The following is a 19,775-nucleotide window of genomic DNA, read 5'->3' on the forward strand; positions in this document are numbered from 1 at the left end:
ACCGCCTCACCCATGTCGACGAGCAGGGCGCGGCCCGGATGGTCGACGTCTCCGAGAAGGCCGTGACCGCCAGGACCGCCGTCGCGGCCGGCCGGGTCAGGGTCGCCCCGCGCGTGGTGGAGCTGCTGCGCGGCGAGGGCCTGCCCAAGGGCGACGCACTCGCGGTGGCCCGGATCGCCGGGATCATGGGCGCCAAGAAGACCCCCGAGCTGATCCCGCTCTGCCACCCGATCGCGCTCTCCGGCGTCAAGGTCGAGCTGACCGTCGCCGACGACGCGGTGGAGATCACCGCCACGGTGCGCACCACGGACCGCACCGGCGTCGAGATGGAGGCGCTGACCGCCGTCGCGGTGGCCGGGCTGACCGTGATCGACATGGTGAAGGCGGTCGACAAGGGCGCCACCGTCGAGTCCGTCCGGGTGCTCGCCAAGACCGGTGGCAAGAGCGGCGACTGGACCGCCCCGGAGGCCTCCGCATGAAGGCGCTGGCGGTCACCGTCTCCAACCGCGCCGCGGCCGGCGTCTACGCCGACAAGGGCGGCCCGCTGCTGGCCGAGGGCCTGCGCGCGATGGGCTTCACCGTCGACGGTCCCCGGGTCGTCCCGGACGGCGCACCGGTCGAGGCGGTGCTGCGCGAGGCCGTGGCGGCCGGCTACGACGTCGTGCTGACCACCGGCGGGACCGGCATCTCGCCGACCGACCTCACCCCGGAGATGACCGCGCGGGTCCTGGAGCGCGAGATCCCCGGCATCCCCGAGGCGATCCGCGCGTACGGCCGGGAGAAGGTGCCGACCGCGGCGCTCTCCCGGGGGCTGGCCGGCACCGCCGGACGTACCCTGGTCGTCAACCTGCCGGGCTCGACCGGCGGTGTCCGGGACGGTCTGGCCGTGCTGGCCCCGCTGCTCGGCCACGCCGTCGACCAGCTCGGCGGCGGGGACCACCCCCGGTCCGACGCACCAGCTTCCGGGAGCGCGCACTGAACGCCGGCTGGCCGGTAGAACTCCACGAGGGGGACGTCGTGCTGCGCCCGATCCGGGCCCGCGACCAGCGCGAGTGGCAGGAGGTCAGCCGTCGCAACCGGGACTGGCTGCGACGCTGGGAGGCCACCGTGCCGCCCGGTCCGGCGGGCCTCGCGGCGGGCCCGCGCCCGACCTACCGGCAGATGGTGCGCTACCTGCGCGGCGAGGCCTCGGCCGGCCGGATGCTGCCCTTCGTGGTGCTGTACCGGGGCCGGCTGGTCGGGCAGTTGACCGTCGGCGGGATCACCTGGGGCTCGATGTGCTCGGCCAACGTCGGCTACTGGATCGACGAGGGGGTGGCCGGCCGGGGCATCATGCCGACCGCGGTGGCGCTTTCGGTGGACCACTGTTTCCGCACCCTGGGCCTGCACCGGATCGAGGTGTGCATCCGGCCGGAGAACGGTCCGAGCCGGCGGGTGGTGGAAAAGCTCGGGTTCCGCTCGGAGGGAATGCGGCCGCGCTATCTGCACATCGACGGCGACTGGCGGGACCACCTGGTGTTCGCGCTCACCGCCGAGGAGGTCCCCGAGGGGATGCTGGAACGCTGGCGTTCCCTCAGCGCGGGGCGCCGCCCCAGGAATTGAATACATGTTCGAATGAAATATCGATATGGCATCGGCGTGGCGACGGAGGGGCACAAATACCGGCAAAATAGTCGGAGAATCAGCTTGATCACACGACACGCCGTGCCAAATTGCTACCGGCCCTTCCTCCACGCCCGTACGGTGTGAATCGTGAGCAGTAGCGGCCTTATCTACGCCGTCATCGTAGGGGCCTGGGCCGCCTATCTGGTGCCGATGTGGCTCCGCAGGCAGGACGAGCTCAACGAGGCGCGCCCGACGGAACGCTTCAGCACCGCCATCCGCCTGCTGGCCGGGCGTTCGGCGCTGGAGCGGCGGGCGTCCCGGGCCCTGGGTGACGAACCGCGTGACGACGAGCAGACCGAGGACGGCCCCCCCGAGCGGGACGCGGCCGCCTCCGACGACCCCGCGCCCGCCCCCGCGCAGGGGCCGGGCGCCGACCCGGCGGCCCCCCGCCCGGCGGTCCGGGCCGAGGTGCGGTCCGGACCCGGGGGCGGTGGCTCCGAGCGCCGGGCGCGGCTGCTGGCCCGCCGGCGCCGGATGGTCACCGTCCTCTTCCTGGCCTTCGCGGTGGGCGCGGTGGTCGCGGCGGTGGCCGGTCTGGCCTTCCTCTGGGTGCCGGCGCTCCCGGCGCTCCTGCTCACCCTCTACATCGGCCATCTGCGCCGGCTGGAGCGCCAGCGGTACGCGGTGAAGCTGGACCGGGTCCGGGCGGCCCAGGCCGCCGAGCGGCTGCGCAAGCGCGAGCAGCTGCGTGCCGAGGCGGGCCGCGAGAAGCCCGCCGCCGACCCCGCACCCGCCCCCGCGGCCGCCGAGCCGGCGGCCGGGGCGCCCGCCGGGCGCGGACGCCCGCACCTGCGGCTCGCCACCGAGGCCGACGCCGCCCGGGCCGCCTCCGAGGGCGCCGCCGCCTCGGCCTCGGCCGTGGCGGAGGCCACCGAGCACGAGGAGTGGGTCGACGGCATGCGGGAGCGCGGCGCGGCCGGCCCGGACTCCTGGGAGCCGGTGCCCGTCCCGCTGCCGACCTACGTGACGGCCCCGGTGGCTCCCCGGGTCAACCGAGGGCTCGACCTGTCGGCCCCCGGCACCTGGACCGCCGGGCGCCCGGCGGAGTCCCGGAAGACCCCGCTGTTCGACCAGTACGCCGAGCCCCCCGCCGCGGAACCCCGCCCGCGCGCCGCCAACGAGTAGCTCCGAGGCCCCCTCCCCGGGGGCCTCTTCGCTTCCCGGGGCCGCCTGCGCGGCCCCCACCAGGGGGGTGGTCACGGGCCCCCTCCGAAAGGTGCTAGAGTTTCTTCTCGTTGGGGCTGTGGCGCAGTCCGGTAGCGCACCTCGTTCGCATCGAGGGGGTCAGGGGTTCGAATCCCCTCAGCTCCACCCAACGGAAGTCCCGCCCGATCGGTTGATCGGGCGGGACTTCCGCGTTGTGGGGGTGCGTCGGCCGACGGGGGGTCAGCCGGGGTGCCGCACGGGCGCCTCGGGGCCGGTGCGGGACGGATCACGTCCGGGAACGGCCGAGGGCCGGCCCGGAGGATGTCCGGGCCGGCCCTCGGGGGTCGGACGGGTCAGGGCTGGCCGGAGCCCGCGTACGGGCCCGGCTGCGGGGCGCCGGACTGCGGCGGGACCGCCCCGTAGCGGGCCGGACGGCGGCCGCGCGGGTGCCGGGTGAGGGTGTAGCCCGCGACGCCGGCCAGGGCGGCCAGGGCGCCGCCGGCCAGGGTCCAGAACCAGCGGCTGTTCCAGCCGGAGAACCAGCCGGTGTACCAGTGCTCCTCGGGCTCCTCCGGGGCCGCCGCCTTGGCGGTCGCGGCGCCGCCGCCGGCCGGCGGGACCAGCGGCGCCTTGAGCTGGCCGCCCTCCGGCTGGGCGTTGTCGGTGTCGCCCTTGGCGGCCACGTGCAGCTGCACCGAGGCGGCCAGACCGAGGTCGGGCTGCGGGGCGTCGGCGACCGAGAGCCGGACGTAGTAGCTGCCCGGCAGCGGGTCGCCGGACCACGGCTCGGCCCAGGAGCGGACCTCGCGCAGGGTGCAGCTGAGCGTCAGCGAGCCGGCGGCCTGCTCGGCGGTCGCGTTCTGGGTGCCCTCGGTGCAGGCCTGCCGGCGGCGCAGCCCGTCGAACACCTCGACGCTCCAGGTCTGCGGACCGTGCCGGTCGGCGGAGGGCGCCAGGTTGACGGTCAGGCTCACCTTGGCGGTCTGGCCCTCGGCGGCCCCGAAGGCCCAGTACAGGTAGTCGCCGGTGGAGACGGCGACCGCGGCGTCCTGGCCGGGGGCCAGGTTGACGGCGGTCAGGAAGGAGGTGCCGGCCTTGTTGGCCGGGGCCGGGGTACCGCTCGCGCTCGGCGAGGGCGAGGCGGCGGAGGCGGCCGGGGCCGTCAGGGCGAGCGCCGGGAGCAGGACCAGCGCGGCCGCGGCGGTGCGGAGGAAGGTCGTACGCATGGTCAGTTCTCCTGCCAGACAGCGATGCGCCAGCGGGCGATCCAGCCGAACAGCAGGCCGGTCACCAGGCCCGCCAGGGTGAGCACGAGCAGCAGGATCCAGCCGCGGCCCAGGCCCATCGCCGGGCCGTCCGGGGCGGGGGAGGCGGCGGTCAGGTCGACCGTCAGCTCCAGCGGCAGGCCGGGGTCGGCCGCGACGCCGGGCTGTGGGGCCAGCGAGTTGGAGACCACCAGGCAGACGGTGGTCTCCGGCCTGCCGCTCGGCGAGGCGGAGGCGGTCGCGGTGGCGTAGCCCTTGGAGGCGTCGGCGGACCAGCGCAGGCCGGTGGAGACGACGTCGGTGCGGCTGCTGCCGGCGTCGGTGCCGCGGACCAGCTCCTGGCCGGTGGCGCTGGTGGCCTGCAGCAGGACGCCGTAGTCGCGGGCCACCGCGCGGTCCAGGGAGACGCTGACCGAGGCGCGCAGCTCCTGGCCGGCCTTGACCGGGACGCGGTAGACGCGGTGCTCGGAGAACTTCTCGCGGTCGCTGTAGACGCCGGGGGCGAGGACCGGCGCGGACTCGCACTTGTCGGTGCCGGCGGTCTTGACCGGGGTGACCGTGTAGGTGTCGTTGGAGCGGTCGACCAGCTGCTTCACCTTCTCGGTGAGCTGCTCCTGGGTGCGCACGTCGGTGTAGGTGCCGCCGGTGGCGTTGGCGATGCAGAGCAGCTGCTGGCGGGTCTTGTCGTCGTGCGCCAGGCCCAGGGTGTCGACCACCAGGTGGATGCCCTGGGAGGCCAGCTCGCGGGCCACGTCGCACGGGTCCGGCGGGGCGCAGGAGTCCTCGCCGTCGGTGATCAGCACCACCCGGCGGGTGGTCTCGCCCTTGCCGAGGTCCTGGGCGGCGCCGCGCAGGGCCAGGCCGATCGGGGTCCAGCCGGTCGGGCGCAGGGTCGCGACGGCGGTCTTGGCCTCGGTCTTGTCGGTCTTCCCGACCGGGAAGAGCTGCTTGGTGTCCAGGCAGCCCTGGACCTTGTCGTCGCCGGGGTAGTTGGCGCCCAGCGTGCGGATGCCGAACTCGGTCTCCGCCGGCAGGGCGTCGATGACGTCGTTCAGGGACTGCTGGGCCACCGCGATGCGGCTCTTTCCCTGGATGTCGGTGGCCCGCATGGAGCCGCTGACGTCCAGGACGAGGTCGACCCGGGGGGCTTCCTTGCCGGCAGCGCCGGCTGATGGTTCGTCGGCATGGGCGGGCAGGCCGCTGAGCAGCGCCCCGCCCGTTATCGCCAGGGCGGCCAGCAGGCTGCCGAGCCTGGCCTTCGGTCGTCGTCCGGTAATCACCCGCCGATCCTAGGGATCATCAGTTCCCCGTGGCCAACGTGCGATGGTGCGCGGGCGGGCGGGCCCCGGCGCGAACTCGCGGGCGCTGGTGGGCGATCGGTGCGGGGGTGCTCCGGGGTGCGCCGGTCGCGCGGCCCGGTGGCGGCCCCGGTGGTGGCGGAGGGCCGGGCAATACCGGACACACCGGGTGAAAAGTCTATTGATATGGATTTTGCTCGTTAGGGTGACGAACGGGGCGAGGGCGCCGTCGCACCGGCGCCCGCCCCGGTCGGTACGTCCGCTTCAGGGGAAGGACCCGCACGTGAGCAACCTCTTCGCGATCGCCTATCCGGATCTGGCCACCGCCCAGGCGGTGCGCAACGAGGCGGTCGGGCTGCAGAAGCAGATGCTGATCGAGCTGGAGGACGCGGTCGTCGTCGAGCGCCGCGAGGACGGGAAGATCAAGCTGCACCAGCAGGTCAGCACCACCGGGGCGGGCGCCGCCTCGGGCGCCCTGTGGGGCGGGGTGATCGGCCTGCTGTTCTTCATGCCGTTCGTCGGCGCGGCGGTCGGCGGCGCGGCCGGGGCCGCGGTCGGCGCCACCACCGACATCGGGGTGGACGACGACTTCATGCGCCAGGTCGGCGAGCACCTGCGGCCGGGCACCGCCGCGGTGTTCCTGCTGGTCCGCACGGCCACCGCGGACAAGGTCGTCCCGGCGCTGGCCCGCCACGGCGGCCAGATCATCCAGACCTCGCTCTCCGCCGAGGCCGAGGCCGACCTCAAGGCGACCATCGAGGCCGCCCGGGCGCACACCGCCCCGGCCTCCGCCTGACCCTCTCCTCCGTCCGGCCCGCGGATCCCGCCGGAACAGCCGCTCACGCCGGGGCGGACGGGCCCGCCGCCCGTCCGCCCCGGCCGTCACTCCGGCGGTGCCCCCGCGGCCCCGACCTCCTGGACGGTCCGTGGCGACACCCTCCGCCGTGACGAGAACCGCCGGCCGGCCGCGCCGGAGCGTGCCGACCCGGCGCAACACCGAGCTCGCGCTCGTCCTCGCCGCCGTGCTGATCGCCGTGCTCGGCTACGCCGCGGTGGGCCTGACCATCGACGCCGAGGTGCCCGCCGACGCGGGCCAGTACGGCGCCGCGCTCGGCGTGCTGGCGCTGCTGGCGCACGGCACGGTCCGCTGGAAGGCGCCGTACGCGGACCCGCTGCCGTTACCGATCGCGCTGCTGCTGAACGGCGTCGGCCTGGTCGCCATCTACCGGCTGGACCGGGTCACCCCGGGCAGCGCGGCGCCCACCCAGCTGCTCTGGTCCAGCCTCGGGGTGGGCCTGTTCGTCCTGGTGCTGCTCCTGCTGCGGGACCACAAGCGGCTGCAGCGGTACGCCTACGTCGGGGCGCTGGCGGCCCTCGTCCTGCTGGTGCTGCCGATCTTCTTCCCGCCGGTGTACGGCTCGCGGATCTGGATCACCGTCGGGCCGCTCTCCCTCCAGCCGGGGGAGTTCGCCAAGGTCCTGCTGGCGGTGTTCTTCGCCGCCTACCTGGCCGTGCACCGGGACGCGCTGGCGCTCACCGGGCGCCGGGTGCGGCCCAGCCGCGGCGGGCGCCTGCGGCTGCCGCCCGGACGGGTGCTGGCGCCGGTCCTGGTGATCTGGGCGGCCTTCGTCGGGGTGCTGGTGCTGGAGACCGACCTCGGCACCTCGCTGCTGTTCTTCGGCCTCTTCGTGGTGATGCTGTACGTGGCCACCGCGCGGACCGGCTGGATCGCGATCGGGCTGTTCCTGGCCGCGGTGGCCGCGGTCGGGGTGGGATGGCTCTCGCCGCACGTGCACAGCCGGGTCGAGGACTGGCTGGACCCGCTCGGCTCGATCACCGAGGGGCACGGGGCCAACCAGATCGCCCAGTCGCTGTTCGCCTTCGCCTGGGGCGGTGAGCTGGGCACCGGGCTGGGCAACGGGCACTCGGCGCTGATCGGCTTCGCCGCCAAGTCCGACTTCATCCTCGCCACCCTCGGCGAGGAGCTCGGGCTGACCGGCCTGTTCGCGGTGTTCCTGCTCTACGCGCTGCTGGTCTCGCGCGGGTTCCGGACCGGGATCGCGCTGCGCGACCCGTTCGGGCGGCTGCTGGCGATCGGGCTGGCGGCGCTCGTCGGCCTCCAGGTGTTCGTGGTCGCGGGCGGGGTGCTGGCCCTCATCCCGCTGACCGGGATGACCCTGCCGTTCGTCGCCCAGGGAGGCTCCTCGGTGGTGACCAACTGGATCATCGTCGCGCTGCTGATCCGGATGAGCGATGCCGCCCGGCGGCCGGCCCCGGGGGAGCGGCGGTGAGCCGGCGGCGCGGGGGCGGGCGGCCGGGCGACGGGCCGCAGGGGCTGCCGGGGATCTCCGTCACCGGGCGCCGGGCCGGCACCTTCTGCCTGCTGCTGATCGTGGCGCTGTGCGCCCAGGCCACCCGGGTGCAGGTGTTCCGGGCCGACGAGCTCAACCGCAACAGCGCCAACCAGCGGCCGGTCATCGAGCGCTACTCGCAGCCGCGCGGCAGCATCCGGGTGGGCGGCGACAGCGTCACCGGCTCGCGGGCCACCGGTGGGCGGTTCGACTTCAAGCGCACCTACACCGACGGGCCGCTGTTCGCCGCGGTCACCGGCTACGCCTCGCAGACCTACGGCAACAGCCAGCTGGAGGGCACCGAGGACGCGCTGCTCTCCGGCACCGACCCCCGGCTGTCGGGCTGGGCGGTGTGGGACGCGGTCGCCCGGCGGCGCAACCCCGGCGGGGACGTCCACACCACCATCGACCGGGCCGCCCAGGAGGCGGCGGTGCGCGGCCTCGGCGGCCGGCAGGGCGGGGTCGCGGCCATCGAGCCGGCCACCGGGCGGATCCTGGCGCTGGCCTCCACCCCCTCCTACGACCCCGGGAGCTTCGCCGGCACCTCCGCCAGCGACCAGGAGGCCTGGAACCGGCTGCGGACCGACCCCGGCCAGCCGCTGCTCAACCGGGCGCTGCGCCAGACCTACCCGCCCGGCTCCACCTTCAAGGTGGTCACCGCGGCGGCGGCGCTGGAGAGCGGGGTGGTCACCGACGTCGAGGCGCCGACCGGCGCGCCGTACCCCTACCTGCTGCCGGGCACCGGCACTCCGCTGGTCAACGACACCCGGGCCTGCGACGAGCCCGGCCAGTCGCTGGACACCGCGATGACGCTCAGCTGCAACAGCGTGCTCGGCTACCTCGGGGTGCAGGTCGGCCTGGAGCGGATGGTCGCGACGGCGGAGGCGTTCGGCTTCAACGACTCCCGGCTGGACACCCCGGTGCGGGTGGCCCGCTCCGTCTTCGACACCCGGATGGACGAGGCGCAGCTGGCGCTCTCCTCGATCGGCCAGTTCGACACCGCGGCCACCCCGCTGGTGATGGCCATGGTCGCCGCGGGGGTGGCCAACAACGGCACGGTGATGCGTCCACAGCTTGTGGACAGGCTGACCCGGAGCGACGGCACCGCGGTGCAGCTGATGCGGCCCGCCGTCCACCGGCAGGCGGTCAGCCCCGGCACCGCCGGGCAGGTGCGGCGGCTGATGACCAACGCGGTGGAGAACGGCACCGGGCGCGCCGCCCGGATCCCGGGCGCGGTGGTCGGCGGCAAGACCGGCACCGCCCAGCACGGGGTGGACAACAGCGGGACGCCGTACGCCTGGTTCATCGCCTGGGCCGCCCCGGCCGGCTCGGACGCGGTGCCGCCGGTGGCGGTCGCCGTGGTGATCGCGGACAGCGACGCCACCGAGGTGACGGGCGGCGGGCCGGCGGCCCCGGTGGCCCGTGCGGTGATGCAGGCGGTACTCGCCGGTTGAGCCCCTTACCAGCCCCGCTGACCTGCCGCTCTAGCCGCTCGGTGACCGATCCGCCGTCTGCGAAGTGTCCGGTTTGTACCGGCCCGTGCGACGGTTCGTACAAGGCGCGCGGCGGGACTGTTCGTTTGCGACACTGGTGCTTTCGCGGGGTACTGTCCCATCTTTGTTCGGTTGGTCCCCCGATGACACCCTTCGGCGCGTCGAGTGACCGGCCGCTAGGAACCCTCCCCCGCCTAGAAAGACCCCGTTTTGGCCAGCAACACGCTCGGCGCTCGCCTCACCCGGCGCAAGCCCGTCACCACCCTGATCGCCGAGAGCGAGGGCCGCGAGGGCCTGCCCGCCGGTGCGCCCGAGGAGGGCGGACGTTCCGGCATCCACCTGCGCCGTTCGATCGGCCTGTGGCAGCTGTCCGCGATCGGCATCGGCGCCACCATCGGCACCGGCATCTTCTTCGTGCTGAACAGCGCCGTGCCGTCGGCCGGCCCGGCGGTCATCCTGTCCTTCGTGATCGCCGCGGTCACCGCCGGCCTCACCGCGCTCTGCTACGCCGAGATGGCCTCCGCGATCCCGGTCTCCGGGTCCTCCTACTCCTACGCCTACGCCACCCTCGGCGAGGGCGTCGCCTTCGCCGTCGGCATCTGCCTGCTGATGGAGTACGGCGTCTCGGCCTCCGCCATCGCGGTCAGCTGGGCCGAGTACCTCAACAAGTTCTTCGACCTGGCCTTCGGCTTCCAGCTCCCCGAGGTGCTCACCGGCGCGCCCGACGAAACCCATTGGTTCAACCTGCCGGCGCTGCTGCTGGTCGCCATGGTCTGCTTCCTGCTGATCCGCGGCGTCAGCGAGTCGGTCAAGGTCAACACGGCCATGGTGGCCATCAAGATCCTGATCCTGCTGCTCTTCATCGGCGTCGCGCTGACCGGCTTCCACTCCGGCAACCTGACCCCGTTCATGCCGCTGGGCATCGGCGGCGTCCAGGTCGCCGCCTCCAGCATCTTCTTCTCCTTCATCGGCCTGGACGCCGTGTCCACCGCCGGTGAGGAGGTCAAGAACCCCCGGCGCACCCTGCCGATGGCGATCATCATCTCGCTGATCGTGGTCACCCTGCTGTACATCCTGGTGGCCCTCGCGGGCATCGGCGCCCAGCCGTGGCAGAAGTTCGAGGGCCAGGAGGCCGGGCTCGCCCAGATCCTCCAGGACATCACCGGGCAGAGCTGGCCGGCCATGCTCTTCGCGGTCGGCGCGATCGTCTCGATCTTCTCGATCACCCTGGTGGTCATCTACGGCCAGACCCGCATCCTGTACTCGATGGGCCGCGACGGCATGCTGCCCAAGCGCTTCGCGGAGCTCTCGCCGCGCTCCGGCACCCCGGTCTGGAACACCATCGTGGTCGGTCTCGGGGTCGGCGCGCTGGCCGCCTTCGTCCCGCTGCGGGTGCTGGCCGACATCACCAGCCTGGGCACCCTGATCGCCTTCTCGGTCGTGGCGATCGGCGTGATCGTGCTGCGCCGCACCCAGCCCGACCTGCCGCGCGGCTTCAAGGTGCCGGGTTACCCGGTCGTCCCGCTGATCAGCGTCGGCTTCTGCGTCTACCTGATCACCGGTCTGCACAAGGACACCTTCGTGGCGGGCGCGATCGCCCTGGTGCTCGCGGTGGTGGTCTACTTCGGCTACAGCGTCAAGAACTCCAGGCTGGAGCGGGCGGACCAGGAGGCCGAGTCCGGCAGCAGGGTCGGCTGAGCCGGCGGTGCGCCGCCGACGGGGCCGCCCAAGGGACTCGCACCCCCCGGCGGCCCCGTCCGTGTCGGCGGACACTCCCGCCGTCGACATGGCGACAGCGCACCGCCCCCGGCCCTAACCTTCCACCATGGTGAGCACCCGCACGCCCGGCCACTCCCGCCCGCGCGGCCGCTTCACCGGCCGGGGCGCGACCCCGACGACGCCCGCCCCGGCCGTTCCCCCGGACGCTCCGTCCGCCGGACCCGGCCGGCTGCGCGGCCGCCCGGCCCGTCGGCCGTTCCCCCACCAGCGCGGCGGGAGCGGCCCGCCGCTCCCGGCCGGCCGGCCGAACCGGGGCGGCCTCGTCGCGCACCGCGGCGTCCAGCTGCTCGGCTGTCTGGCCGCCGCCGGCTGGGCGGCCGGCTTCCCGCTCGTCTCCGACCTGCCCAACCAGCGGCTCTGGGGCACCCTCGCGGCCCCCGCCTACCTGCTCGCCGGTCTGTTCTGCGTGGTCCTGCCGCGCCGCCTCGCCGCCCGGGCGGGGGCGGCGGCCGCGCTGCTGGGCGCCGTGCTGGTGCCGCTGGTGGTCCTGGTGCTGCAGGGCCGCCACCAGTCCGAGGTGATGGTGGTCGAGCGCTCGGCGCACCTGCTGTTCACCACCGGCAGCCCGTACCTGCCGGACCCGGTGGTGGTCACCGACTACAACCCGTACCTGCCGGCGATGTCGCTGTTCGGAGTGCCGCACACCCTCCTCGGCGAGGGCAGCGCCCTCGCCCGGCTGGCCGGGGACGCCCGGATCTGGTTCGCGCTGGCCTTCGTGGCCTGCCTGCTGGCGAGCTGGCGGCTGCTGCGGCCCAGCCGGGACCGCGCGCCGCTGCTGCCGCTGGCCGTGCTCACCGCCTCGCCGCTGGTCGCGCTGGCGCTGGTCGGCGGCGGGGTGGACCTGCCGCTGATCGGGCTGTGCTGCCTGGCCATGGCGCTGGCCGAACGGGACCGGACCATCGCCGCCGGGCTGGTGCTGGCCCTGGCCGGAACCCTGAAGTGGACGGTCTGGCCGGCGCTGCCGGTGGCCGTGCTGCTGCTCTGGCGGCTCTACGGCCGACGGCCGGCCGCCCGGGCCGGGCTGACCGCGCTCGGCGCGGCGTCCGCCGTCATGGTGCCGTACGCCCTGGCGCGGGCCGAGGAACTGCGCGATCAGGTGGTGCGCTTCCCGCTCGGACTGGCCGCGATCCAGACGCCGGCCGGCAGCCCGCTGCCCGGCAAGGTGCTGGCCGGGTTCGGGCCCACCGGGCACACCGCCTCGCTGGTGCTGCTGACGGTCGGCGGGCTCGGGGTGGCGGTCTGGCTGCTCGCCTCGCCGCCGGTCTCCGCGATCGGCGCCGCGGACCTGCTGGCCGCCGGTCTCGCGATCGCCTTCACGCTGGCCCCGGCCGGCCGGTTCGGCTATCTGGCGCTGCCGGCCGTGCTGGTGATCTGGCCCCGGCTGGCCGCCCGGCGGTGGAGCGCCCGCCCGCCGGTCCCGGCGGCCTGCCTGCTGGCGAACGCCGAGCCCGCCCTGCCGGCGGCGCGGTAGGGCGGGCCCGGCGGGGGCGTCAGCGGTTGCCGGCGGTCTTGATGAGCGAGGCGACGGCGGGACCGGCGGCGTCCACGCCGTGGCCGCCGCCCTCGACCTCGGCGGCGACCGCGAGGTTGCCCCGGTAGGCGGTGAACCAGCTGTTGGTGGTGGCGATGCCGGTGGCCTCGGCGGAGCCGGTCTTGGCGCCCGCGTTGTCGGAGATCCCGGCCATCACGTCCTTGGCGGTGCCGCCGGTGGCGGTGGCGGCCATCATGGCCTTCAGCTTCGCGTCGACGTCCGGGGTCATGTCGCGGGCGGCCTTCTGCTGCGGCAGTTCGGCGACCAGGATCGGCTGCTTGAAGGTGCCGCTCTGCACGGTGGCCGTGATCGAGGCGATGGCCAGCGGGTTCATCTGGACCTTGCCCTGGCCGATCGACTGCATGGCCTGCTCGTCCTTGTTGGTGCCGGCGTCCGGCACCACCGCGTCGAAGCTGGGCAGGCCGGTCTGCCAGTTCAGGCCGATGCCGTAGACGTCCTTGGCGGTGGTGGTCAGCGCGCCCGGCTTGAGGCTGGTCAGACCCTGGTCGATGAACGCGGTGTTGCAGGAGATCATGAAGTCCTGCTGGAGCGTGTTGTTCGGGTACGCGTCCGGGAAGGAGTTCGGGATCTTCTTCGGGTTGCTGCTCAGGGTCGGGCAGGGCACCGGGGTGTCCGGGTTGACGCCGGCCTCCAGCAGGGCGGTGGAGGTGAGGATCTTCAGCGTGGAGCCCGGGGCGAGCTGGCCCTGGAAGGCCCGGTTCAGGCCGGTGACCGGCGCGTTGGCGAAGGCCAGGACCTGGCCGGTGCTCGGCTCGATGGCGACGATCGAGCCCTTCTTGCCGCCCAGGTCGGTCATCGCCTTCTCGGCGGCGGCCTGCAGGTTGGCGTCGATGGTCAGCTTGAACGGCTTCGGGGGCTTCGGGTCGACGATGGTGAACAGCCGGTCCGGGACGCTGTTCTGGTCGGCCGGGTTGGTGATCACCACGCCGGTGCCGTTGTCGTTCTGGTCCTTGTTCTGGTCCGCGAGCAGCTTGGCGACCTTGGCCTGCAGGGTGGGGATCAGCGGGGTGATCGAGGGGCTGTTCAGCGCCTTGTTGTTGCGGTCCACCACGTTGCCCGCCAGCGGGGGCAGCGGCTGGACGGAGATCGTCTCGCCCGCGGCCAGGTGCGGGTGGATCACCGTCGGGGCCCAGTGCACGGCCGGGGTGTCGTCGCTCATCTTCACGACGCCGAGGAAGCCGTTGTAGTCCCAGACCCGGTTGGTGCCCTCGAACTCGGCGCGGGCCTTGAAGCCCATCAGCACCCCGGTCGGCGCGGCGGACGCCGAGGGGGAGGCCGAGTCGGCGGCGCCCGGGGCCGCCGCGGTGGTGGCGGGGGTCGCGCCGGGGCTCTTGGCGGGGGAGGGGGTGCCGGTCGCCGAGGCGAAGGCCGCCGGGGTGGCCGGGCCGGACGGTGCCAGGGTGAGCCCGCTCGGCTTCACCTGGTCCCGGAACGCGTTCAGCGCGGTGGTCGCGGCCGCCGGGTCGTCGGTCAGCGAGGCCGCCTTGGCGATGTCGCCGGCGGCCCACGCGTCCAGGAAGTCCTTGGCCCCGGCCGCGGCCTGCTCGGCGGACGGGGGTTCGGCGACCACGGTGCGCTGCTTCTTGGCGGGCTCCCCGCCCTTGTCGTCCGAACCGCCGACGAGGCTGTACGCCCCGTAGCCGCCGGCGGCGAGCATGGCGACGGCCACGCCGGTGATGATGCCGGTCTTCGCGCCATTGCGCATGGTGATGTTCCCCCAAGGGTCAGGCGATCGGCCGCAGCCGGGAGGTGGCCGGATGCGCGTTCGGAGCCCAGCCTAGGCAGCCGGACTCCGGGCACCGGCGAAGGGACCGGGTCTTGTGACGGTTCTGGTACGTCCCGCACACCACACCGGTACGCTTCGCCGTTCGGGTGACTTCCGGCCGGCCGCGGTCAGATCCAGGTGTTGAACCACATCCGGCGGCGCCAGTCCTCCATCGGGATCGTCTCGCCCGTGTACAGGGGATGGAAGAAGAGGAAGTTCCACATGATCAGCAGGACGACCAGTCCGCCGGCCGCGGCGCCGATGATCCGCCGGTCCCGGGAGGCCCCGGGCGGCCCGATCAGCGCGCCCACCAGCATGGTCACGGCGAGCACCAGGAACGGCACGAAGCAGACCGCGTAGAAGAGGAAGATCGTCCGCTGCTGGTAGGCGAACCAGGGCAGGTAGCCGGCGGCCAGGCCGCAGAGCACCGCGCCGGCCCGCCAGTCGCGCCGGGCCGCCCACCGCCACAGGCAGTAGACCAGGGCGATCACCCCGGTCCACCAGAGCAGCGGGGTGCCGATGCCCAGCACCTCGCGGGCGCACTCGTTCACCGTGCAGCCGGCCGCCCCCTGCTTCGGGGACTCGTAGAAGAAGGACACCGGCCGGCCCAGCACCAGCCAGCTCCACGGGTTCGACTGGTAGGTGTGCGGGTCGCTCAGGTGGGTGTGGAAGTCGTAGACCGTCGAGTGGTAGTGCCAGAGCGCGCGCAGGCCCTCCGGGATCCACGGGTAGTCGGTGGAGCGGCCGACCGCCCAGTCACGGCCGTAGCCGCCCTGGTTCGGCACGGTGCTGCTGGCGAACCAGCCCCACCAGGAGGTGATGTAGACGACCGCCGAGACCGCCACGATCGAGACGAAGGCGGGCACCGCGTCGCGGACCAGCGTCCACAGGTAGGGGCGCTCGGCGCCGGCCAGCCGGCGCGAGCCCGCGTCCCACAGCACCGTCAGCAGGCCGAAGGCGGCCGCCACGTACAGGCCGCTCCACTTGGTCGCGCAGGTGAGGCCGACGCAGACACCGGCCGCGATCCGGTACGGGCGCCAGCCCAGGTTCATCCGGCGGGCGAACTCCGGGTCCGGGACGCCGCCGCGCGCTTCGAGGCGGGCGGCGATCCGGGCCCGGGTGTGGTCGCGGTCCAGCAGCAGGCAGCCGAAGGCGGCGAGGATCCAGAACATCACCACCAGGTCCAGCAGCGCGGAGCGGCTCATCACGAAGTGCAGGCCGTCCACCGAGAGCAGCAGGCCCGCCACGCAGCCCAGCAGGGTCGAGCGGAACAGCCGGCGGGCGATCCGGGCCACCATCAGCACCGAGAGGGTGCCGAGCAGGGCCACCGCGAACCGCCAGCCGAAGGGGTTCATCCCGAACAGCTCGATGCCGGCGCCGATGATCCACTTGCCGACCGGCGGGTGCACCACGTACGAGGGGTTCGGCCGGTACGGGACCGCGCCGCCCGCCATGATCTGCTCGTTGGCGCCCTCCGGCCAGCTGATCTCGTAGCCGCCGTGCCAGAGCGCGTAGGCGTCCTTGGCGTAGTACGTCTCGTCGAAGATGATCGCGTTCGGCGAGCCGAGGCCGTCGAACCGCAGCAGGCCGGCGAACAGCGCCACCGCGAGCGGGCCGAGCCAGCCGGACCAGCGGACCAGCCAGGACCACAGCGGCTCCGGCAGGGACAGGCCCAGGCGCAGCAGCAGCGGGGAGGGCGGCACCCGCTTCGGGGTGACGCCCGGACCGTCCGGCATCGGCGGGACCAGGCGCTCGGCCAGGGGCGCGGTCGGCGGCGGCGCGTAGCCGAAGCGGCCCAGGCCGCGCAGCCAGGCGGGGCGCCGCGGCGGGGGTATGGAGCCGTCGCCGGCGGGCCCCCCGGGCCCGCCGTCGTCGGTGCCGCCGTCGGCCGGGTCGCGGGGCCCGGGGAGCCCGGGTGACGGCTGGTCCGTCAGGACCGGCACGCCGACGTCACCCCGTGGGGTGTGGTCTGTACCAGTGGGCGTCTGCGCCGCCGTGTCGCCGTTCATCCGCCACATCGTAGGGGCGCATCGTGAGCCTGCGGAGGCCCCCACCGAAGCTGCCCGAATCGTCACCAAAAGCGCCCGGCGGCCGGTTGCTGGAAGGATGGGGTCCGTGACAGGAGTACTCGTACTGGCAGGCACCCCCATCGGCGACGTCTCGGACGCCCCGCCCCGGCTGCTCACCGAACTGGCCACCGCGGACGTGATCGCCGCGGAGGACACCCGGCGGCTGCGCCGGCTCACCCAGGCGCTCGGGGTGACCCCGGCCGGGCGGGTGGTCTCCTACTTCGAGGGCAACGAGGTCGGGCGCACCCCCGAGCTCGTCGAGGCGCTGCTCGGCGGCGCGCGGGTGCTGCTGGTGACCGACGCCGGGATGCCGTCCGTCTCCGACCCCGGCTACCGGCTGGTGGCCGCCGCGGTCGCCGCCGACGTCAAGGTGACCGCGGTGCCCGGGCCGTCCGCGGTGCTCACCGCGCTGGCGCTGTCCGGCCTGCCGGTCGACCGGTTCACCTTCGAGGGCTTCCTGCCGCGCAAGAGCGGCGACCGGGCCCGGCAGCTGGCCTCGGTCGCCGCCGAGCCGCGCACCATGGTCTTCTTCGAGGCGCCGCACCGGATCGCCGAGGCGCTCGCCGCGATGGCCGGGGCGTTCGGTCCCGAGCGGCCCGCCGCCGTCTGCCGGGAGCTGACCAAGACCTACGAGGAGGTCCGGCGCGGGCCGATCGGCGAACTGGCGGCCTGGGCGGCCGAGGGTGTCAAGGGCGAGATCACCGTGGTCGTGGCGGGCGCGCCGCCGGCCGCGCCGCAGGAGCTGACCCCGGCCGAGCTGGCCCGGCTGGTGGCCGTCCGGGAGGAGGCCGGCGAGGGCCGCAAGGAGGCGATCGCGGCGGTCGCGTCCGAACTGTCGGTGCCCAAGCGGGAGGTCTTCGACGCGGTCGTGGCGGCCAAGAAGGCGGCCGCGGGCGGCTGAGGCGGGGCCGCCGGAAAGGGGCTTGAGGTGGCCGCGACAAGCCGCTGAGCTGCGGGTACGTACAGTTCGTCGGCGATGTGCCGCACGGCGCGAGGGCGCGTACCGTGGAGAGAAGGCCCCGGGTAAACACCCGTCGAGCTGAAGCTTCGGTCGAGGTTCTCGGACAGGACCCACCCTTTCGTATAGGGATTCCCAACCCGCCTCCAAGTCTTCACAAGACGGGCATCGCCCGGGGCGGTGCGGGCATTTCCTGGGATGGAAAGACCCAGCCGGGCGAGCGCCCGGCGGGCGCTGGGAGACGGCTATGAGCGAGACGATCGGTAGCCCCCGCGGTGGCAACGCCCTGAGCGACCCCGGCCCGAGCGGCACCGGCCCGGCCGGCCGGACGCACACTCCCGTCGAGACCGTCCGGGAGGCCTACTCCTTCGCGTGCCTGAGCTGCGGGTACGGCTGGGAGCAGGCGTACGACATCGAGCACCACGTGGCCCGCGACGGGCACGTCGTCTTCGAGTACCACGCCAACGGAGTCCGGGTGCCGTCGCCGCTGCTCAAGCCGACCTGCCCGGGCTGCGGCGGCCACACCGTGCGGATCATGCGGGAGGGCCGGGTGTCCGTCGCCGACCAGCCCTGGCAGCACGCCCCCGGGTACCCGTCGCACGCCGAGCCGGCCGGGGCCCCGGCGATGGCCGGGCCGGTGCGGACCGCCCCGTCGGGCGGGCGCTGGGCGAGGTTCTGGGCGCGGATCCGGGGCTGAGAGCCCGGTGACGGCGACGGGTCGGCGGCCCGGGCGGCCCCCGGGCCGCCGACCCGCGCCGTCCGGCGGGGTGCGCGGGCCCGACTAAGCTTCGGACCATGGCCGCCACTGCAGAGCACAGCACCACCGGGGGCACCGTCCCCGCGTACTACGTCACCACCCCGATCTACTACGTCAACGACCGCCCCCACCTCGGCCACGCGTACACCACCGTGGCGGGCGACGTGCTGACCCGCTGGCACCGCCAGCGCGGCGAGAAGGTGTGGTACCTGACCGGCACCGACGAGCACGGTCAGAAGATCCTGCGCACCGCCGAGGCCAACGGCGTCACCCCGCAGGAGTGGTGCGACAAGCTGGTCGAGGAGGCCTGGAAGCCGCTCTGGCAGCACCTGGAGATCGCCAACGACGACTTCGTCCGCACCACCCAGGAGCGGCACACCGCCCGGGTGCAGGAGTTCGTCCAGGACCTCTACGAAAAGGGCGAGATCTACAAGGGCGGCTACTCCGGCCCGTACTGCGTCGGCTGCGAGGAGTACAAGCTCCCCGCCGAGCTGCTCGACGGCGCCACCGAGGGCGAGAAGCTCTGCCCGATCCACAAGAAGCCGGTCGAGTGGCTGGAGGAGGAGAACTACTTCTTCCGGCTCTCCGCGTACGGCCCGAAGCTGCTGGAGTTCTACGCCGACAACCCCGGCTTCATCGCCCCCGAGTCGGCCCGCAACGAGGTGCTGCGCTTCGTCGAGCAGGGCCTGCAGGACCTCTCCATCTCCCGCTCCACCTTCGACTGGGGCGTCCCGCTGCCCTGGGACGAGAAGCACGTCCTGTACGTGTGGGTGGACGCGCTGCAGAACTACATCACCGCGGCCGGCTACGGCGCCGACCCGGAGCGGTTCGCCGAGCTGTGGCCGGCGTCGGTGCACCTGGTCGGCAAGGACATCCTGCGCTTCCACGCGGTGATCTGGCCGGCGATGCTGATGGCCGCGGGCCTGCCGCTGCCGAAGCGGGTCGTCGCCAACGGCTGGCTGATGGTCGGCGGCGAGAAGATGTCCAAGTCCAACCTGACCGGCATCGCGCCCACCGACCTGACCTCGCACTTCGGCGTGGACGCGTACCGCTACTACTTCCTGCGGGCGATCCCGTTCGGCACCGACGGCTCGTTCTCCTGGGAGGACTTCACCGCCCGGTACACCTCCGAGCTGGCCAACGACTTCGGCAACCTCGCCTCCCGGGTGGCGGCCATGGTCGGCAAGTACTTCGACGGCGTGCTGCCGGCCGCGGCGGCGCCCGGCGAGGCCGAGCGGGCCGTCGTGGAGGGCCTCGCGGCGGCGGTCGCGGCCGCCGACCGGAAGATCGGCGAGGAGCTGGACTTCGCGGGCGGGCTCGCGGCGGTCTTCGACTTCGTCAAGCAGGTCAACGGCTACCTCACCGAGCAGGAGCCGTGGAAGGTCGCCAAGGACGACTCGGCCGAGGGCCGCGCCCGGCTGGCCACCATCCTCTACACCGCGGCCGAGTCGCTGCGGGCCACCGCCGTGCTGCTCAACCCGGTGATGCCGGGCACCGCCGAGAAGCTCTGGGTCTCGCTCGGCGCCGAGGCGGGCCTGGGCGCGCTCGCCGCGCAGACCGTCGCCGAGGCCGCGCAGTGGGGCCGGCTGCCCGCCGGTGCCACCGTCACCAAGGGCGAGATCCTGTTCCCGCGCCTCGAGGAGAAGCCGGCCTCCTGAGGCCGCGGACCGACGAGAC

The 19,775-nt window shown here is 73.9% G+C and carries 16 protein-coding genes and 1 tRNA gene; 13 read left to right on the top strand and 4 right to left on the bottom strand.

The window, feature by feature from the left end:
* The first annotated feature begins 38 nt into the window (after nt 1-38).
* The 5 genes from moaC to ABT238_RS21220 all read left to right on the top strand — a co-directional run bounded on the left by moaC (nt 39) and on the right by ABT238_RS21220 (nt 2,976).
* Nucleotides 39-479, top strand: coding sequence for a cyclic pyranopterin monophosphate synthase MoaC (gene moaC, locus ABT238_RS21200; RefSeq protein ID WP_350559168.1), 441 nt, complete (start codon nt 39-41; stop codon nt 477-479).
* On the top strand, nt 476-979 hold the full coding sequence (locus ABT238_RS21205; RefSeq protein ID WP_350774937.1) for a MogA/MoaB family molybdenum cofactor biosynthesis protein: 504 nt from the start codon (nt 476-478) through the stop codon (nt 977-979). The genes moaC and ABT238_RS21205 overlap by 4 nt, the downstream gene beginning before the upstream one ends.
* Nucleotides 976-1,602: a GNAT family N-acetyltransferase gene (locus tag ABT238_RS21210; RefSeq protein WP_350559165.1), complete on the top strand. Its 627-nt coding sequence runs from the start codon at nt 976-978 to the stop codon at nt 1,600-1,602. The genes ABT238_RS21205 and ABT238_RS21210 overlap by 4 nt, the downstream gene beginning before the upstream one ends.
* Nucleotides 1,603-1,752: 150 nt before the next feature.
* A complete protein-coding gene (gene sepX, locus ABT238_RS21215) occupies nt 1,753-2,790 on the top strand; it encodes a divisome protein SepX/GlpR (RefSeq protein WP_350774945.1) in 1,038 nt (345 codons plus the stop codon).
* Nucleotides 2,791-2,902: 112 nt separating this feature from the next.
* Nucleotides 2,903-2,976, top strand: a tRNA-Ala gene (locus tag ABT238_RS21220).
* A gap of 188 nt (nt 2,977-3,164) precedes the next feature.
* Here ABT238_RS21220 and ABT238_RS21225 read toward each other — a convergent pair.
* Both ABT238_RS21225 and ABT238_RS21230 read right to left on the bottom strand, forming a co-directional pair.
* Nucleotides 3,165-4,037 (bottom strand): peptidase, encoded by an 873-nt coding sequence (locus tag ABT238_RS21225; protein WP_350774955.1) that lies wholly within the window; start codon nt 4,035-4,037, stop codon nt 3,165-3,167.
* A gap of 2 nt (nt 4,038-4,039) precedes the next feature.
* The gene (locus ABT238_RS21230; RefSeq protein WP_350774965.1) at nt 4,040-5,356 is read right to left on the bottom strand and encodes a VWA domain-containing protein; all 1,317 of its coding nucleotides are present in this window, start codon (nt 5,354-5,356) and stop codon (nt 4,040-4,042) included.
* A 301-nt stretch (nt 5,357-5,657) separates the two neighbouring features.
* On the opposite strand from ABT238_RS21230, the gene ABT238_RS21235 reads away from it, so the two are divergent.
* From ABT238_RS21235 to ABT238_RS21255, 5 genes are all read left to right on the top strand, one after another.
* A complete protein-coding gene (locus ABT238_RS21235; RefSeq protein ID WP_350557986.1) occupies nt 5,658-6,170 on the top strand; it encodes a DUF1269 domain-containing protein in 513 nt (170 codons plus the stop codon).
* A 148-nt stretch (nt 6,171-6,318) separates the two neighbouring features.
* Nucleotides 6,319-7,665, top strand: a complete 1,347-nt coding sequence (locus ABT238_RS21240; protein WP_350774985.1) for an FtsW/RodA/SpoVE family cell cycle protein — start codon at nt 6,319-6,321, stop codon at nt 7,663-7,665.
* 53 nt (nt 7,666-7,718) lie between these two features.
* Nucleotides 7,719-9,179 carry a penicillin-binding transpeptidase domain-containing protein gene (locus ABT238_RS21245; RefSeq protein WP_350775481.1) on the top strand — a complete coding sequence of 487 codons (1,461 nt, stop codon included), beginning with the start codon at nt 7,719-7,721 and terminating at the stop codon, nt 9,177-9,179.
* A 249-nt stretch (nt 9,180-9,428) separates the two neighbouring features.
* Nucleotides 9,429-10,916 (top strand): amino acid permease, encoded by a 1,488-nt coding sequence (locus ABT238_RS21250; RefSeq protein ID WP_350557980.1) that lies wholly within the window; start codon nt 9,429-9,431, stop codon nt 10,914-10,916.
* Between the two features lie 127 nt (nt 10,917-11,043).
* Nucleotides 11,044-12,468, top strand: coding sequence for a glycosyltransferase 87 family protein (locus ABT238_RS21255; protein WP_350557977.1), 1,425 nt, complete (start codon nt 11,044-11,046; stop codon nt 12,466-12,468).
* A gap of 19 nt (nt 12,469-12,487) precedes the next feature.
* On the opposite strand, the gene ABT238_RS21260 is transcribed toward ABT238_RS21255, so the two are convergent.
* Together ABT238_RS21260 and ABT238_RS21265 are read right to left on the bottom strand one after the other, a co-directional pair.
* On the bottom strand, nt 12,488-14,254 hold the full coding sequence (locus ABT238_RS21260) for a penicillin-binding transpeptidase domain-containing protein (protein ID WP_350775016.1): 1,767 nt from the start codon (nt 14,252-14,254) through the stop codon (nt 12,488-12,490).
* Nucleotides 14,255-14,442: 188 nt separating this feature from the next.
* Nucleotides 14,443-16,323 carry a dolichyl-phosphate-mannose--protein mannosyltransferase gene (locus ABT238_RS21265; protein WP_350775034.1) on the bottom strand — a complete coding sequence of 627 codons (1,881 nt, stop codon included), beginning with the start codon at nt 16,321-16,323 and terminating at the stop codon, nt 14,443-14,445.
* A gap of 106 nt (nt 16,324-16,429) precedes the next feature.
* On the opposite strand from ABT238_RS21265, the gene rsmI reads away from it, so the two are divergent.
* The 3 genes from rsmI (at nt 16,430) to metG (ending at nt 19,756) form a co-directional block, all read left to right on the top strand.
* Entirely contained in the window at nt 16,430-17,284 is an 855-nt protein-coding gene (rsmI, locus tag ABT238_RS21270; protein ID WP_350557968.1) for a 16S rRNA (cytidine(1402)-2'-O)-methyltransferase, read from the top strand.
* A gap of 304 nt (nt 17,285-17,588) precedes the next feature.
* Nucleotides 17,589-18,038, top strand: coding sequence for a hypothetical protein (locus ABT238_RS21275; protein ID WP_350557965.1), 450 nt, complete (start codon nt 17,589-17,591; stop codon nt 18,036-18,038).
* Between the two features lie 98 nt (nt 18,039-18,136).
* Nucleotides 18,137-19,756 carry a methionine--tRNA ligase gene (gene metG / locus ABT238_RS21280; protein WP_350557962.1) on the top strand — a complete coding sequence of 540 codons (1,620 nt, stop codon included), beginning with the start codon at nt 18,137-18,139 and terminating at the stop codon, nt 19,754-19,756.
* Nucleotides 19,757-19,775 lie beyond the last annotated feature (19 nt).

Source organism: Kitasatospora sp. NPDC001527, from assembly GCF_040298605.1.
Classification (GTDB): Bacteria; Actinomycetota; Actinomycetes; order Streptomycetales; family Streptomycetaceae; genus Kitasatospora.

What these genes read in the sequence shown, in the direction of transcription:
- ABT238_RS21265 (WP_350775034.1), bottom strand. Translation starts at nt 16,323, where the DNA reads ATGAACGGCGACACGGCGGCGCAGACGCCCACTGGTACAGACCACACC.
- ABT238_RS21260 (WP_350775016.1), bottom strand. Translation starts at nt 14,254, where the DNA reads ATGCGCAATGGCGCGAAGACCGGCATCATCACCGGCGTGGCCGTCGCC.
- ABT238_RS21255 (WP_350557977.1), top strand. Translation starts at nt 11,044, where the DNA reads ATGGTGAGCACCCGCACGCCCGGCCACTCCCGCCCGCGCGGCCGCTTC.
- ABT238_RS21225 (WP_350774955.1), bottom strand. Translation starts at nt 4,037, where the DNA reads ATGCGTACGACCTTCCTCCGCACCGCCGCGGCCGCGCTGGTCCTGCTC.
- ABT238_RS21275 (WP_350557965.1), top strand. Translation starts at nt 17,589, where the DNA reads ATGAGCGAGACGATCGGTAGCCCCCGCGGTGGCAACGCCCTGAGCGAC.
- ABT238_RS21205 (WP_350774937.1), top strand. Translation starts at nt 476, where the DNA reads ATGAAGGCGCTGGCGGTCACCGTCTCCAACCGCGCCGCGGCCGGCGTC.
- moaC (WP_350559168.1), top strand. Translation starts at nt 39, where the DNA reads ATGGTCGACGTCTCCGAGAAGGCCGTGACCGCCAGGACCGCCGTCGCG.
- metG (WP_350557962.1), top strand. Translation starts at nt 18,137, where the DNA reads ATGGCCGCCACTGCAGAGCACAGCACCACCGGGGGCACCGTCCCCGCG.